Source organism: Vibrio sp. SCSIO 43132 (assembly GCF_019904195.1).
GTDB classification, from domain to species: domain Bacteria; phylum Pseudomonadota; class Gammaproteobacteria; order Enterobacterales; family Vibrionaceae; genus Vibrio; species Vibrio nigripulchritudo.
Window position 1 is genome coordinate 1,709,930 of record NZ_CP063200.1, and the last position, 15,673, is coordinate 1,725,602.

Below are 15,673 nucleotides of genomic sequence, written 5' to 3' on the forward strand. Positions count from 1 at the left end.
TCAGGATTACACCAACACGAAAACGCTCTAATACAGTGGACGATATTCAACCAGCTATTCTTTAACGGCAATCACTCAGTAATGTTTATAGTTATTTATATCCAAGTGACCCACTTATCCAATCTTTAAGACGAACTCTTCATTTGTTAACAAAATGTTGACCTTCTGGTCAGATTATTCAAAACTTGACCAATGGGTCAGTTTTTATCACGCAGGAGGACTCGTGATATCGTTTTTGTTAAACCAGTCTGTACAACACATTGAAGGTCTGTCTCCCAATACCACCGTTTTGCAATACCTGAGAACCCAGTTAAGGAAAACGGGAACAAAAGAAGGTTGTGGCTCTGGGGACTGCGGTGCGTGTACTGTGGTACTTGGGGAAGTCGTTGATGGGAGGTTGGTTTATCAATCGGTGAACTCTTGTCTGACGTTTGTTTCATCACTTCATGGCAAACAGTTAATCACTGTAGAAGATCTTAAAGACCCCAGCGGTTGCCTTCACCCAGTTCAGCAAGCCATGGTGGAATTCCACGGCTCACAATGCGGTTTTTGTACCCCCGGCTTCATTATGTCGATGTTTGCCTTACTGAAAAACAAACCAAAAGTGACAAAACACGATGTCATGGAAGCGTTGTCGGGCAACCTTTGTCGCTGTACTGGTTACCGACCGATTGTTGATGCGGCACTTTCACTCAATAGCAATCAAAACCTGAGAGATCAGTTTTCTGCATTAGAAGAAAAAACCATTGCGCACCTTAATCAGCTTTCGGCTCAGAAAGGTGAGCTTATCTTTGGGAATTTTCAATCTTATCTGCCTACCTCAACGGATGAACTGGCGTCACTACTTGTGGCTAATCCAGATGCCAGACTTGTCGCGGGTGGAACCGATCTCGCACTTGAAGTCACGCAATTTCACAAACCCATTCAAACACTCATCAGCTTAGCTTCTGTTGCCAATATGAAAGAGTGCAAACTTGTGGATGATAGCCTTGTGATTGGCGCGAATGTGACACTCAGCAACGCTTATCAAGCACTTTCTCAACACTTCCCAGACTTTGGTGAACTGCTTCACCGCTTTGCTTCGCTTCAGATACGAAATCAGGGAACACTCGGTGGCAACATTGCGAACGCCTCCCCGATTGGCGATTCTCCCCCATTGCTGATCGCATTAGGTGCAAAAGTAGCCCTAAGATGTGGCAATGAAACCCGAACTCTGCTTCTGGAAGACTACTTCATTCGGTACAAGGTCACGGCGCAAAAGCCCGGGGAATTCATTGAATCGATTCACATCCCTCTGCTCCAACCTGAACATACCTTTAAGGCTTACAAGCTTTCTAAGCGACTGGATGACGACATTTCTGCCGTTTGTGGCGCGTTCAACCTGACCATTCAGAATGGAAAAGTGACCCGAGCGTGTATTGCTTTTGGCGGAATGGCGGAGATCCCTAAGCGTGCAAAGCACTGTGAAAACGCGTTGATTGGTCAGGACTGGAATGAAAATAGCATTCTTGATGCGATGAAGAAGCTCGTGGATGACTTCGAGCCTCTGAGCGATTTCCGTGCAACCAGAGAATATCGCGCTTTGGCAGCCGCAAACCTGTTGCGACGTTTTTACATTGAATCCACTCATTCACACAACCAAATTGAAACCAGGGTAACGTCTTATGTCTAGTGCGCCGAAAACAGCCATGAGCCACGAAGAGATGGTGGCTCTGTTCAAACAGGATCTAAAAACTGGCGTAGGTAAAAGTGTTAAACACGACAGCGCGTCAAAACAGGTTACTGGCGAAGCGATTTATATCGACGACAAGCTGGAATTCCCAAATCAGCTTCACGTGTACGCCCTGCTCAGCCCACATGCCCACGCAAACATTATGAGTATCGACCTTTCCCCCTGCTATGAATTCGAAGGTGTTGCGATTGCGATAAGCAGTGAAGACGTACCCGGTAATTTGGACATAGGTGCAATCTTCCCCGGGGATCCTCTGCTCGCAGATGGCAAAGTCGAATACGTCGGACAACCAGTTATTGCTGTTGCAGCGGAAAACATTGACGTCGCGAGACAAGCCGCGCAAGCTGCACAGATCGAATATGAGGTGTTGCCTGCTGCACTGGATGTGGAAGAAGCACTCGAAAAACGCCTGTTTGTTACCGATACCCACCAGCAAAAGCGGGGGGACTCCAAAGCTGCCCTCGCCAAAGCCAAACATGTATTAGAAGGCAGCCTACACGTTGGTGGGCAAGAGCACTTTTATCTGGAAACTCAAATCGCCACGGTCATGCCCACCGAAGATGATGGCATGATTGTCCACTCCTCCACCCAAAACCCAACCGAAATTCAAAAGCTCGTTGCCAGCGTACTTGGTGTGCCTATGCATAAAGTTCTGATCGACGTGCGAAGAATGGGAGGAGGCTTCGGAGGAAAAGAAACTCAGTCTTCCTATCAGGCTTGCATGGCGTCGGTTGTCGCCAAGTTAACGGGTCGACCGACCAAAATGCGAATGTCCAGATCCGACGACATGATGATGACGGGCAAACGCCACCCATTTTTTAACCGATACAAGGTTGGGTTTGATGACGCTGGGGTCATTACAGGCATTGAGATAGATGTCGCAGGTAACTGCGGATATTCGCCGGATCTTTCCAGCTCTATTGTTGATCGAGCAATGTTTCATTCCGATAACGCTTATTACCTTGGGGATGCGACGGTGACCGGTTATCGCTGTAAAACCAATACGGCATCGAACACAGCATTTCGTGGGTTTGGTGGTCCTCAAGGCATGATGACCATTGAGCACATCATGGATGAGATAGCGAGCTATCTGAAAAAAGACGCGCTTGATGTGAGACGCGCAAACTACTACGGAAAAGACGAAAGAAACGTTACCCACTATTTTCAGACAGTGGAAGACAGCGACTTCATGCCTGAAATCACCGAGCAGTTGGCGGAAAGCTGTGAATACCATAAACGCCGGAAAGAAATCGACGCCTTTAACCAGCAAAGCCCAATATTGAAAAAAGGGCTGGCCATTACCCCAGTGAAGTTTGGTATTTCGTTTACGGCTTCTTTCCTCAATCAGGCGGGCGCTCTGATTCACATATATACCGATGGCAGTATCCACCTTAACCACGGTGGCACAGAGATGGGGCAAGGGCTGAATACGAAAGTAGCGCAAATCGTTGCCGAAGAGTTTCAGGTCGACATCAGTCGCATTCAAATCACGGCAACCAACACTGAAAAAGTGCCCAATACTTCTCCGACAGCTGCATCTTCAGGTACGGATCTGAATGGTAAAGCGGCGCAGAATGCTGCCCGAAATATCAAAGTACGACTGGTAAATTTTGCGGCGGAACACTTCAAAGTAGCGCCTGAAAAGGTGAAGTTTAAAAATGGTGTGATTCAGGCTGGCGAGAATCTCATTGAGTTCGATGAATTCATTCAACTGGCATACTTCAACCAAATTTCACTTTCCAGCACTGGATTTTATCGCACCCCCAAAATCTACTATGACCATGAGAAAGCTCAGGGCAGACCGTTTTACTACTTTGCTTACGGGGCATCCTGCTCGGAAGTGATCGTAGATACGCTTACGGGAGAGTACAAAATTCTGCGAGCGGATCTATTGCATGACGTAGGCGCATCTCTGAACCCAGCCATCGATATTGGTCAGGTGGAAGGCGCATTTGTTCAGGGAGCTGGGTGGCTTACCACCGAGGAACTGGTATGGAACGAACAAGGTAGGCTGACCACCAGTGGTCCCGCGAGTTACAAAATCCCGGCGGTTGCTGATATGCCCATTGATTTCAGAACGCACCTTCTGCAAAACCGACAAAACCCGGAAGACACGGTGTTTCACTCTAAAGCAGTGGGCGAGCCGCCATTTATGCTTGCCATGTCTGTCTGGAGCGCACTGAAAAATGCAATCAGTTCCGTTGCAGTGGGAGATGCCCGACCTCATTTGGATACGCCAGCTACGCCAGAACGCGTGTTGATGGCGATTGAAAAGGTGCGGTTGCCACAGCCAACACCACAAACAAAACCTGAGACAGCATCAGAGAAATAATCGGATCCGCGAGGGAAAGTTATGTACAACGACAACTGGATTCAGGAACTGGCGAAACTTGAGAAAGCGAATCAAGCCTGCGTAATGGTTACGGTGCTTGATGAGCGCGGATCAGTTCCCCGCGGAGTCGGCACCAAAATGCTGATAACTGAAGACAGGTTAATCGCTACGATCGGGGGCGGTCACCTTGAGCATCTTGCTACCCAAATGGCCAGGCAAATGCTCGAAGACAAAGCAACCGACGTCAACGTTGAAACGTTCAATCTTGGGGCGCGTTTGGGTCAGTGCTGTGGCGGCATGGCAACGCTTTGTTTTGAACCCATCGGAACACGCAAAAGGCACCTGTATCTTTTTGGTGCCGGACACGTCGCCAAGGCACTGGTTAACGTTGTCGCCACTCTGGACTTTGAGATCTCATGGATTGATCAACGTGAACACGAGTTTCCGAGCGACACGCCAGCTAATGTCGAGGTTCTGGTCAGTGACGACCCTGTTGGCGAAGTCAACTTTGCCCATGAAAACAGCTACTTTCTGGTGATGACTCACAACCACCAACTCGATTTTGACCTGACAAGAGCTATTCTTGATAGAGAGGACAGTTGCTACTTCGGGGTCATTGGTTCGGCAACCAAACGTAAGAAGTTCAACATGAGGCTGAAACAGCGAGGCTATAAGGACAATCAGCTCGAAACAATGACCAGCCCCATTGGGCTCAGCGATGTTCCGGGAAAACTTCCTGCGGAAATTGCCGTATCGGTCGCTGGTGAACTGATTGCTCACTATCAGGCAGAAGAGGTCAAAATTCGCGGTAAGGCTCAACCTTCATCAAACAACTTGTCCCATAAAATACAACAAAAACAAGCCTAACGGACGTAAGGCAAAAGGAAGCAAAATGACAACAAAAACACACGCTTTTCGAAGCGCGGTGCTACACAGTGTGGCTGACCCACAGGAAGTAGGGTTAGAACACTCTTACCAATATTTTGAAGACGGTATCGTGGTTGTTGAGAACGGGTTAGTGACCCAGATTGGCGAAGCAGAACAGCTGTTACCAAGACTACCCGAAACCATAGAAGTTACTGAATTCGAAAACAAGCTCATCACTTCAGGTTTTATCGATACGCACATCCACTACCCACAAACCGGAATGATCGCATCTTATGGCGAGCAGTTACTTGACTGGCTGGAAAACTACACCTTTCCAGAGGAACTTCGATTTAAAGATCCTGAATACGCGCGAGAAGTGGCCACCCTTTTTCTGGATGAACTGGCGAGTAACGGCACTACAACCGCGCTTGTGTTTGGCACCATTCATAAAGCATCGGTAGATGTTTTTTTCGAAGAAGCCGAGAAACGGAATTTAAGAATGATTGCGGGCAAAGTGTTGATGGACAGAAATGCGCCAGAATCATTAACCGATACGCCTGAATCCGGCTACACCGACTCGAAAGCGCTAATAGAGAAATGGCATAAACGCTCTCGCTTGCATTACGCCGTCACACCAAGGTTTGCACCTACCAGCACCAACGATCAACTGGCAACTGTAGGTAAGCTTTTAGAAGAATATCCAGACGTTTACATGCATACGCACCTTTCAGAAAACCAGAAAGAAATCGACTGGGTAATGGAGTTGTTTCCGGAACGCAAAAGCTATCTGGATGTATACGATCACTACGGTTTGCTGCATAAACGTTCTGTATTTGCGCATGGCATTCATCTGTCAGATTGTGAATGCCACCGTCTGGCAGAGACAGAATCAGCGATTGCATTCTGCCCTACCTCCAACCTTTTTCTAGGTTCCGGGCTGTTTAGGCTTAACAAAATGGAAGAATTTGGTATTCGAGTAGGCATGGGCACGGACGTAGGTGCAGGCACCAGCTTCTCTATTTTGCAAACCATGAGTGAAGCGTACAAAATCATGCAGCTACAACAGGAAAAGCTTCACCCATTAAAGTCCCTGTATTTAGCTACATTAGGCGGAGCCAAAGCTCTGCATCTGGATGACAAAATCGGAAACCTTGCCGTGGGTAAAGAGGCGGATTTTGTGGTGCTGGATCTTCATGCAACCCAACTAATGAAATTCCGAATGAACCAAGCCAAAACGCTGGAAGAGAAATTGTTCGTTTTGATGAGTCTTGGCGACGACAGGACAGTCTCTGAAACGTATATTATGGGAAATCGTACTTACCCCTCGGAGTAATACCGTGAAAAACATGCAGCTCTTTCAGACAGATCGGCTTCAGATTAATAAAGTTGAACTTACGGATGCCAGTAAGCCCGACTTTCTACAGCAGATCCCTGGCATTCTTACTCCAGCAGTCACCCATGCCCTTCCGCCTCATTTTCAGGGAATTGAAAACTCAGAATCCGCAAAAAACTGGCTAACTAATGCACTCTCGGAAGGTCAGGTTCTTTCTGTAATGCCTATAGAAAGTAATGAACTAATGGGCTTTGTGTTTTTGTATCAGGAAGACAAAGAAAATCTGCATCTGGGATATTTGCTTGGGGAGTCTTTTCAGGGGAAAGGGTTTGCGAAAGAAATGCTCAACGGACTGCTTCAGTGGTGTGCAGATTACACCGAAACAAAATCAATAGTAGGCGGAGTTGAAACCTCGAATGTTGCTTCAGCTTCGCTACTGCTAAAACTCGGCTTCACCAAAACCTTAGACGGCAAGGGCGACACCGAGTTTTATCGATATGACTTTTGAACTTAAAAGTTAGGGTCTGTTGACCTAGACAAACGTTTCTGCTTTTCGCAGCAGAATAGAAGGCGATGTCCAGGTAAATACGGCTTCTTTAACTTTCGACCCACACGGTGCTTTCCAATCACTCAGGTGAGACTGTGTAGCGCCCAAAGCCAGATAGAAATGTTTAGCCGCAACGTTCTGGTCAAGAACTTCCAAATAAACACCAGAATCTGGAAAGTACTTCTCTGCCCACTTGGCGGCTTCCAGCATCAGCTTAGTGCCTAAACCGTGCCCTTGATAAGCAGAATCGATGTGAAGGTTGTCTATGATGGTGCCATATTCAAAATTGTGATTGCCATAAACACAGATGAAACCGCAAAGCTCACCTTCGTTTTCGAGAATAAGCACATTTTGATTAAATGAAGGGTTGGTCAGTCTGGTTTGCCAGACAACAATTCTGTCATCTTCTGCGTACTGATCGAGATAGGCGTCGGTTACCAATCCTCGGTAATTTTGCTGCCAGCTTTTCGCGTGAAGCTGGGCGATGCGTTCGTAATCCTGATACTCGGCTTGTCTTAGTTCCACTCTTCCCTCCTTGAGTGTAAATTCTTCCATTTTCGGGTGATTTCCATTTGGACTGACGCCCAATTCACCTCATCTTGTTGTTCAGTTTTACAGGCTTACTGCCCTTAACTGTTATAGTTTTAATACAGTAAAGCAAAACTAACCACATTTCTCACTATTTTTGAGCGATATGACTACAAAAATAGTAAGCAAAAATATATATATCCAGTCCATCATCCCAAATCATATATAAACCTATAGTCATATATATTCGATTTATACCCAAGTAATCCCAAAATGCTTGGTTCAGAGAGAATCAACTGGCGTTCAGACAAGACGCTGATTTAAAGATCTAGTGGTTCTAAATCAAGAATCGGTAATGCTTAAAAGATAAGACCTGACAGGGAAGGAAATTGTTGCGTGTGGGTCAGACGACCCACACAACGCGAAGTGCAAGCGCGATAAGAATAACGCCTGAAATACGGTCAATCAGCACGGCTCTCTGACGAATTTTGTCGATAACCAAAGGCATGGAAAGCAACAACGTAATCAGCGTATACCACACACCATCGACAATAAGAGGCGTCGCGACAATCACAAATTGATTAAAGAGATCGTTACCCAATGCCACAAACTGGCTGAATAATGCAATGAAGAACAGAGCTATTTTGGGGCTAAGAATGGAAATCAGAAAACCCTCTCGGGCTGAAGCAAGAATTGATACCTTTTCTCCCGCTTCTAGGCGCGCAGCGACACCACCTTTGGATCTTAGTGCATTGAACCCTAAGTAAGCCAAGTATGCGGCACCAGCATAACTGATGGTTTTAAATAAGATCGGTGACTGCTGCAATACCACGGCTAAACCAACAATGGTAATTAGTGCATAAATACCAATGCCAATCGCATGCGCCCATGCCGCTGCTAACCCATTCACTCGCCCACCAGCCAGAGTATGCTTAGAAACCATCACTAAGCTTGGACCCGGAGACATTGCTCCAAGTAAACAAATGGCAAACAAAGATAGCCAAACGCTGAAAGTCATCGGTACTTCCTTTTCTTTCTAACCGCAAGAGCCCGACACTTTCTCATTTAGCACCACCCACTTGCAAGTTTTCTTAGCATCCAAAATGGCTGGACCGTCAACTTATTGAGAAAAATAAAAATTAACATAAAATTTACATTCATATAGTTTATTGGATGCATATCACAATTTTATATAACGCAGCTTTTATACTATTCAATCGGTTTAATTGGGTATAAACGCAAGGAGGCGTGAATGATCAACAAAATCGGTTTTTTTATTTTCCTCAGTACGTTCATTTTAACGGGTTGTATGTCATCGAATGTGAAATGGCGTCACGGAAATTTACCTAATCATAAGGAAGACTGGGTTAGGTTTAAAACCAACTATTTTTTCAGGGTCATCAATACCTGTGAGCCACCAAAGCCTAAAATGCTATCGAATAAGGACGGGCTAAACAGCAACAAATACATGCTTAGTGATACTTTGTACCGCTTTACTTTAACTGGTAAAGCAAGTGAATGGAGCAATGTGAAATTTGAAGCGGGTACATTACTCGCAAGCCAAATTGACCCTTTTTCCAGTACCGTCACCTTCAACAAAAACACAAACAAATTCGACTTGGTATCATCAGGCAATCAAGCGAGTATTAACACTTCATCGGAACAAAAATCCAAGCTATCCGACATTACTCTTGCTATTGAAAAAATTGAAGAAAAGCTGGCAGCGGAAGAAAAAAAAGCCGAAAAAGACAGAGACATGGAGCTGATCACTAGTTATCGAAACCAGAGAAACCAGCTTGAGAGTGCCAAAGAAGAAATATTCAAATTTCTTTACGGTCATACCAAAGTGATCCCCCCTATTTCTTTATCTGAAGCAGATAAAAACAGCATCCGAAAGCAGGCTTCTTTCCAAGCTCTCACCTCAGCCCAGCAAGAGAACTTTCTCCCAGACTCTGGGGTAATATCCGCAAACTCTGTATTTGCTGAATTTATTACCGACGAAACAAAGCAACAGCACGCCAAAGAGGTTGCACAAACCACCTATTCAAGGAGCGATTGCCCGCCCGGATTCTCACGCAATCATGGTTTTCTGATTCTTGGTCCCGAGGGTTGGAAGCACTTCGATCCGGAAGAAAGGCTTTTGCTCGCAATGTACACCTCAGAGAAACCTCTGATATCGACAATGTCCGAACTGTCGCAAAAAATGACGCAAGCGCACAATCAGACACGCCTGAATGAGAAGCCGTATCAGGACGAAATTCAACGCATACTTCGTTCTCAAATATCTTTCCTGAGAGCAGAACAAGAATGGGAAACTAAGGTAGACGAATTAATTCAGTCACTTGAAGACCAACCGGAAGCTGATGGGGAGGAAAAATAAAATGAATAAATTTTACGCTCTCATTGCCTTAGTGTTCGCTCTTTCAGGCTGCGCGGGCAGCTCTATGGAAGTTGCGGTAGACGTTTATCAGGGACCGCTGTCCAAATCAAAAGAAGTGCAATGGCAAGAAGTTCAGGTTTTGGCACGACTTGTATGTGTTGAAGATTTAAGGGTTGTCGTCAACCAAAATGATAAAAAAGAAATCATTAGTGTCGAGGAACACAGAGATGGTGACCAAAGGTCCTCTTACGAGGTGATTGATTCGAGCCCAAAATTTCAACTGGAAAAACCAACGCTAAGGGGCTCGGTTAGCCATGACGAGCAAGTCAAAAAACTTGAAAGCTATGCATATTGCGCAAGCCGAGTACTTCAGAATGCATACTCCGAAGCATTGTGGAAAGATATCAAGGAAATAGACGGTATTGGCATAGAAAGAACCGTCATTCTGGCTCGTAATCTCCTTTCTCGTAGTGAACTCTTGTTACAACAGCTTAAAGGCGAAAATCGCCATTTGTTGCCGCTCAGTGCTTATTTGGCAGAAGCGTCACCATCGCTGTTTATTGAGTACTGCTATAACACCAGCGATGCACTTCCTACAACAATCAAAAACGAGCCATGCAACTTCAAACGAGCAGACAGGTTCGCAGAACCTAATTTGGCCGATGCGCTATTGAGCGAACAGTACTGGCAGCGGATTAACCACGTACACAGTTCCGGGATGGGAGACGTAGCAACAGCCTTTGTTAAGGACGACATAGGTAACTGGTCCTTAAAAAGCTTTGATTCTAACCCCGAAGAATTACTAAAGGCTTATCAGGATCTTTCTCTCAAAGCATTGTCTTCTGCGGCAAAGATCGCTTCAGGAACCGCCACACCCGTCTCGATCAACAGCTTAGAGTCATCCAAAAGGCTCACCGCTTTTGCAGAGAGCATTGCCTTTGGCGACTCAGCCAGTACATCAAACGATATTGCTGAAAAACAGGTTACTACTCTCAGACAAGAAACCATTTTGGCTCTAAAAGACATTAAGCAAAGTTATTCGGATAAAAAGGCACAAATCGAAGAGGCTAAACCCCAAGAAGATGAAGCAGTATTAACCGGAAAACTGGAAGTGCAAAAAGAGAATGCCAAGAAAGCAAAACTGGCACTCTGCAATGTGCTTAAAAGTTCTTCTGAAGGAGTCCGAGACGGCAGTGGTTTATGCACACCTTCACAAAGTGGAGACACAAGCAAACTATCGGCAATGAAAACTTACTGGCAGAATCAGTTGGAAAGTGATCCGTTATTGTTCTCGCAGAACAAAGGGAGCCGCTTAGCTAAATGGTCTGAGCTAATGAATACCATCGACCTAGCCGTAGCGTCGGAAACCCAGTTATTGGCTCAGAAACAAAAGCAGAAGGATTACGAAACGAGCCTATCGCAGTTAGAAAAAGAGTTTGATCAGGAGGTTCAGGTAGAACTGGATCGCTATGCGTTAAGGCTTTCAAATCTTCAGGATCTTAGCTTAGATACTCGAGCTCTCACTCCCCCTGCAAATTAATTAGTAACGGCTGAACATAATGTATAAACCACCTATTCATATAGGTGGTTTGTTATTTACATTGGGCTGGCTAAGAAACACATTTTGACTTAGCCGTCTCTTCAGAAGCGGCAACTCTGGGCTTTCCTTTGGAAGCCACCAGATATACCGCTAATGCGGCACATCCGAACCCTACTACTCCCATCAAATCAAAGCTTTCATCGAAGAGCAGCCACGCCTGAATCGCTGTCACAGGTGGCACAAGGTAAAACGTGGAAGCGACTTTTTCCGATTCGCCGTGCTCGACCATGTAGAGCAACAGCAATACCGCCAGTACTGACAACACAATCACAAGCCAGGTCAACGTCGCTACAAATGTGGGAGTCCAGTGAATATAAAGAGGCTCAAATACCCACGCCGTGCCTGCAAACAAAATCAGGGATGCGAGATATTGCCAAGTTACGCAAGTAACCAAATCGGTTCCCTGACAGAATTTCTTTTGATAGAGAGTGCCAAAGGTAATGCCTAATAAAGCAATGATTATCGCGGCATAGGAACCCAGCTTATTGGAGTCGTCCACCCATTCCATCTTGCCGTGGAGCACAAGGAAAATTCCGACCAATCCAAGCATTAAACCGCCCCATTGGAGTGGGCGCAGCACTGTGTTTCCGACAACCACCAAAACCACCGCCGTTATAATGGGCTGTAACCCAACCAGAAGTGCGCTTAAACTGGCTGGCATACCAAGCTTGATGGCGACATAAGTCCCTCCCAGATACATACCATGAATCATCAAACCAGAAATGCAGGCATGCATCGCTTTTCGGGCTGGCAGAGCTTTGCGCCTTAATAATACGACTAAGGTGCTGAGAATCAGTACATTCAGTCCGGTTCTTACAGTAAGCAGCGTTGCGGGGTCAGTGTACTCAAGCCCCAACTTAGATCCGACAAATCCTGAAGCCCACAAAACAACAAAGATCCACGGAATCCATTTTGTTGGCATAGCTCTCTCCTATAGTTATTTTGTGATTACTTTATTGGATACAGATTTACAAAAAAGGTACAGTTAGTTGCAAGTTGACGGGTACAGATTGAAAGGCGAGTGATGGGAAGCAAAAAGTATCAGGAAGTCATTGAGTATATTCACACTCAGATAGCCAAAAACCGTTGGTTAGCTGGAGAGAAAGTCCCGTCCATCAGAACACTCAGTATGGAGCTCTCTGTTTCTCGCAATACGATTATACGCGCGTATCAGGAACTCGAAGCCGCACGAACACTCTACGCAGAACCACGATCTGGCTATCGCGTGCGGGAGGAAACCAGATCAAACGCCCCTTCTCAGGTCGATGCGCCAGGGTATGTTGACCTGCTGGAGACCACTAAGAAGTTTCTTGAAACCCCATTGGCAAACCATCAAATGCCTGCGGGCTGCGCTCATCCTGATACTGACTTTCCTGCCATTAAAACGCTGTATGCCGAAATCGGGCGCCAAAGCCGGTATCAAGCCCATATCCCCAGCCACTATCAACTGCCTCCCGGTAACCATAAGCTGGTGACTCAGCTCAGAAGCCTTTGCCTGGACAACGGGATTGAGTGCAATGAGCGTGACATACTCGTCACGCATGGAGCACAACAGGCCATCAGTTTGAGCTTGCAGGCACTGACATCTCCCGGTGACATCGTTGCCGTTGAATCTCCCTGTTACTTTGGCAATTTATTGCTGATGGAATCTTTGGATCTTAAAGTTATCGAGATCCCCAGTTGCCCGGTTACAGGCATAGATGTAGATGCCGTTGAACAGGCTCTCCAGAAATGGCAGATAAAAGCACTACTAGTCACTCCCAATTACAGCAATCCAACCAACTCCGTCATGCCATTAGAAGCAAGGCAACGCTTGTTGGATGTCTCTGGCGAGTTGCCAATAATTGAAGATGATGTATTCGGAGAACTCTACTTCGATACCAGACTACCGTCTCTGGCAGCATTGGATACGCGAGGGCGAGTGGTTTATTGCAGCTCGTTGTCTAAAACGCTGGATTCTCGCCTTCGACTGGGTTGGCTGGTCGCGGGACGCTATCGAAGTGTGATAGAGAAAAGACTTCTCAGCGATAACATGGGATCGCTCAATCTCATTCAGACAGCCGTTGGCGAGTTTTTGTCTACGGGGAAATATCGCCAGCACCTGATGAAGATTCGTCGTAACTACTCCAAAAAGCAAAAGCAGTTTGTGACCTGGCTTAGAGAGTCACTGGACGAACAGCCTGCCTTGAAAGATCTGTATTCAATGAACGTATCAAACGGCAACTATTTATGCTGGATTGAATTCCCAGAGGGGATGGACAGCGACCTTCTGTATGAGCAATGCTCAAAAGAGAAAATCAGCATTTTCCCGGGTTCGGTCTTTGCCACAGGCGATCAATTTAAACAGTGTGTACGATTGAGCTTTTCACGGTTTGCCCCAACAAGGCACTGGCAAAAAGGGCTCAGAAGATTTGCGGAGTTAGCTGCAACGCATTATGTAGGGAAAGCTACTAAGGGTAAGCAAGCGCCGCATTAAAAGCGGCGATTGAAGAATTCAGTCAGCACAGTGTGGGTAATCAGGTGTTTGAGATGCGGCAGTGCCTGAAGTTCATCCCGAATTTCGTTCAGACGCTTCATGCTAGGGGCTTCAATGTAAACCATCATATCGGTTTCACCGCTTATCGCATGGGCCCATTTCACTTCGGGTATTTCCCCGACTTTTGAACCGTACTTGTCACAGCTGTGTTCAGCGCGAGAAGTGTCAAAATAGAGCGCGATATAGGCATTAATTGAAGATTCTGGTGGTGCGATTTTCACGTGGTAGCCAAGAATGACGCCATCTTCTTCCAGCTTTTTCATCCTTGACGTTACCGCGCTGCGAGACAAATTCACTTCGCGCGCAATATCGCTCACTGAGCATCGACCATCTTCTGCCAAAATGGCGAGAATTTCCTTATCAAACTTATCCAATTGCTTTCCTGTATTGTTATTTTAACCACTGACACAAAGTGTCAGCGAAATGTGTCATTTTAACGGCGTCTTTCGTCACTTTGCCAGATGTATCTTATTAATAAAAAAGATAGCCTGAAAGTGAAATGCATCATTAAAGTTTCTCTAAAGGATTAGGCATTGCAAGAATTAAAAAAAGAAATCACCCTATTTTCTGGTATTGGGCAGCTGTCCACGACGTTACTTGGCACAGGTTTATTTATGATCCCGGCAATCACTGCCGGAATTGCGGATAAAGCGTCCTTGTGGTCCTGGCTCATTCTCTTTATCGCGATTTGCCCCATCGCCCTCACCTTTGCCATGTTAGGAAGACATTTCCCCAATGCTGGCGGTACGGCACATTTTGTTAGGCTGGCTTTTAACGCCAAGTTAGAGCGAAGTGTTGCCTGGCTGTTTTTGTCCGTCATCCCTGTCGGAGTTCCGGCTGCGGTTTCATTAGCCGCCAGTTTCGCTACGCCCTGGCTTCCGGAAGCCATCCGAAGTCAGTTTCTTGCAGAATGTCTGACCGTTGCCTTGCTATTGGGCGTGAATCTTCTGGGCAGTAAGTCATCTTCTCAACTCCAGACCGTGATTGCCCTGAGTTTGTTTACCCTGATCATTTTGTTTTTTTGGCAGGGTGAGGTTCAACCTTCCGATCTCACCATGCCCTCTTTCTCCTCTGTCGACTGGGTTTCGGTTGGCTCCGCACTGGCGGTTATGTTCTGGTGTTTTGTGGGTATCGAAGCCTTTGCCCACATGGGAGAAGAGTTTAAAAATCCAAAGCGGGATTTCCCCATTGCTATTGTGCTGGGCTGCTTTGTTGCTGGTTTAACTTACTGGGCGTGTTCTGTTGTGGTCATCAAATTTCAGGCTTATGGAAGTGTTGAAATGGAAACGGGAGCTATTCCCTTGATCACAGAACAGCTCTTCGGTGTACAGAGTAAAATCATAATCAGCGTCGTGGCATTTTTTGCCTGCTTCGCCAGCGTGAATCTGTATCTTCAAAGCCTCTCTCGCATGCTCTGGAGTCAGGCTCGTCAATACAAACCAGAGGGAAAACTCGCTCAGCTTTCAAACCGAGGCGTACCTGCAAACGCGACTTACGTAATCAGTATTACTCTGTTGCTTTCCCTGCTATTGGGACGCGTGGTTGGACTGGATTTGGAGATGTTTGTGAAACTGGCCAATGGCATTTTCGTCCTTATCTATCTGCTTGCCATGTTGTCGGCAGTGAAGTTGTTGACCGGTTTCTCGAAAAATCTGGCGTGGCTGTCTCTGGTTCTCTGTGTTTTGGTTTTCGCCTGCCTGGGATGGGCAATGCTTTACGCTCTGATCATATTCGCGCTATTACAGCTTCCTATCAGGAAAAGAAAAGAGCCACCAATCTACAATTAGTGGCTCCCGACTAAATTGAAATGTAAGGGGT

General features: G+C 46.2%; 13 protein-coding genes. 9 read left to right on the forward strand and 4 right to left on the reverse strand.

Features of this window, described 5'->3' with window-relative positions; genetic code table 11:
- Positions 1–223: 223 nt before the first annotated feature.
- The 5 genes from xdhA to INR79_RS26015 are packed head-to-tail and all read left to right on the forward strand — an operon-like array spanning position 224 to position 6,772.
- On the forward strand, positions 224–1,672 hold the full coding sequence (gene xdhA, locus INR79_RS25995; protein ID WP_223097725.1) for a xanthine dehydrogenase small subunit: 1,449 nt from the start codon (positions 224–226) through the stop codon (positions 1,670–1,672).
- A complete protein-coding gene (xdhB, locus tag INR79_RS26000; protein WP_223097726.1) occupies positions 1,665–4,064 on the forward strand; it encodes a xanthine dehydrogenase molybdopterin binding subunit in 2,400 nt (799 codons plus the stop codon). The genes xdhA and xdhB overlap by 8 nt, the downstream gene beginning before the upstream one ends.
- 21 nt (positions 4,065–4,085) lie before the next feature.
- Entirely contained in the window at positions 4,086–4,931 is an 846-nt protein-coding gene (xdhC, locus tag INR79_RS26005) for a xanthine dehydrogenase accessory protein XdhC (protein ID WP_223097727.1), read from the forward strand.
- A gap of 25 nt (positions 4,932–4,956) precedes the next feature.
- The gene (gene guaD, locus INR79_RS26010; RefSeq protein WP_223097728.1) at positions 4,957–6,264 is read left to right on the forward strand and encodes a guanine deaminase; all 1,308 of its coding nucleotides are present in this window, start codon (positions 4,957–4,959) and stop codon (positions 6,262–6,264) included.
- Positions 6,265–6,277: 13 nt separating this feature from the next.
- Positions 6,278–6,772 carry a GNAT family N-acetyltransferase gene (locus INR79_RS26015; RefSeq protein WP_262415480.1) on the forward strand — a complete coding sequence of 165 codons (495 nt, stop codon included), beginning with the start codon at positions 6,278–6,280 and terminating at the stop codon, positions 6,770–6,772.
- Positions 6,773–6,796: 24 nt separating this feature from the next.
- Here the strand turns inward: INR79_RS26015 and INR79_RS26020 are convergent, their stop codons facing one another.
- Positions 6,797–7,336 carry a GNAT family N-acetyltransferase gene (locus INR79_RS26020; RefSeq protein ID WP_022561699.1) on the reverse strand — a complete coding sequence of 180 codons (540 nt, stop codon included), beginning with the start codon at positions 7,334–7,336 and terminating at the stop codon, positions 6,797–6,799.
- 406 nt (positions 7,337–7,742) lie between these two features.
- Positions 7,743–8,357, reverse strand: coding sequence for a LysE family translocator (locus INR79_RS26025; protein WP_022597861.1), 615 nt, complete (start codon positions 8,355–8,357; stop codon positions 7,743–7,745).
- A 234-nt stretch (positions 8,358–8,591) separates the two neighbouring features.
- Here INR79_RS26025 and INR79_RS26030 point away from each other — a divergent pair, with 234 nt between their 5' ends.
- Together INR79_RS26030 and INR79_RS26035 are read left to right on the forward strand one after the other, a co-directional pair.
- Positions 8,592–9,719 carry a hypothetical protein gene (locus INR79_RS26030; RefSeq protein WP_045965023.1) on the forward strand — a complete coding sequence of 376 codons (1,128 nt, stop codon included), beginning with the start codon at positions 8,592–8,594 and terminating at the stop codon, positions 9,717–9,719.
- 1 nt (position 9,720) lies between these two features.
- On the forward strand, positions 9,721–11,259 hold the full coding sequence (locus INR79_RS26035) for a hypothetical protein (protein WP_223097734.1): 1,539 nt from the start codon (positions 9,721–9,723) through the stop codon (positions 11,257–11,259).
- 70 nt (positions 11,260–11,329) lie between these two features.
- Here INR79_RS26035 and INR79_RS26040 read toward each other — a convergent pair whose 3' ends face one another.
- On the reverse strand, positions 11,330–12,241 hold the full coding sequence (locus tag INR79_RS26040) for a DMT family transporter (RefSeq protein ID WP_223097736.1): 912 nt from the start codon (positions 12,239–12,241) through the stop codon (positions 11,330–11,332).
- A gap of 102 nt (positions 12,242–12,343) precedes the next feature.
- On the opposite strand from INR79_RS26040, the gene INR79_RS26045 reads away from it, so the two are divergent.
- Positions 12,344–13,795, forward strand: coding sequence for a PLP-dependent aminotransferase family protein (locus INR79_RS26045; RefSeq protein WP_223097737.1), 1,452 nt, complete (start codon positions 12,344–12,346; stop codon positions 13,793–13,795).
- On the opposite strand, the gene INR79_RS26050 is transcribed toward INR79_RS26045, so the two are convergent.
- Positions 13,792–14,229 carry an Lrp/AsnC family transcriptional regulator gene (locus tag INR79_RS26050; RefSeq protein WP_004408753.1) on the reverse strand — a complete coding sequence of 146 codons (438 nt, stop codon included), beginning with the start codon at positions 14,227–14,229 and terminating at the stop codon, positions 13,792–13,794. The two genes, INR79_RS26045 and INR79_RS26050, sit on opposite strands and share 4 nt — an antisense overlap.
- A 159-nt stretch (positions 14,230–14,388) precedes the next feature.
- Between INR79_RS26050 and yjeH the strand changes: the two genes are divergently transcribed.
- Positions 14,389–15,642 (forward strand): L-methionine/branched-chain amino acid transporter, encoded by a 1,254-nt coding sequence (gene yjeH, locus INR79_RS26055; protein ID WP_223097739.1) that lies wholly within the window; start codon positions 14,389–14,391, stop codon positions 15,640–15,642.
- The last annotated feature ends 31 nt before the right edge of the window (positions 15,643–15,673 follow it).

Excerpts from the sequence above, each read along its gene's own strand:
- xdhB (WP_223097726.1), top strand. The coding sequence starts at position 1,665 with ATGTCTAGTGCGCCGAAAACAGCCATGAGCCACGAAGAGATGGTGGCT.
- xdhC (WP_223097727.1), top strand. The coding sequence starts at position 4,086 with ATGTACAACGACAACTGGATTCAGGAACTGGCGAAACTTGAGAAAGCG.
- guaD (WP_223097728.1), top strand. The coding sequence starts at position 4,957 with ATGACAACAAAAACACACGCTTTTCGAAGCGCGGTGCTACACAGTGTG.
- INR79_RS26015 (WP_262415480.1), top strand. The coding sequence starts at position 6,278 with ATGCAGCTCTTTCAGACAGATCGGCTTCAGATTAATAAAGTTGAACTT.
- INR79_RS26025 (WP_022597861.1), bottom strand. The coding sequence starts at position 8,357 with ATGACTTTCAGCGTTTGGCTATCTTTGTTTGCCATTTGTTTACTTGGA.
- INR79_RS26030 (WP_045965023.1), top strand. The coding sequence starts at position 8,592 with ATGATCAACAAAATCGGTTTTTTTATTTTCCTCAGTACGTTCATTTTA.
- INR79_RS26035 (WP_223097734.1), top strand. The coding sequence starts at position 9,721 with ATGAATAAATTTTACGCTCTCATTGCCTTAGTGTTCGCTCTTTCAGGC.
- INR79_RS26040 (WP_223097736.1), bottom strand. The coding sequence starts at position 12,241 with ATGCCAACAAAATGGATTCCGTGGATCTTTGTTGTTTTGTGGGCTTCA.
- INR79_RS26045 (WP_223097737.1), top strand. The coding sequence starts at position 12,344 with ATGGGAAGCAAAAAGTATCAGGAAGTCATTGAGTATATTCACACTCAG.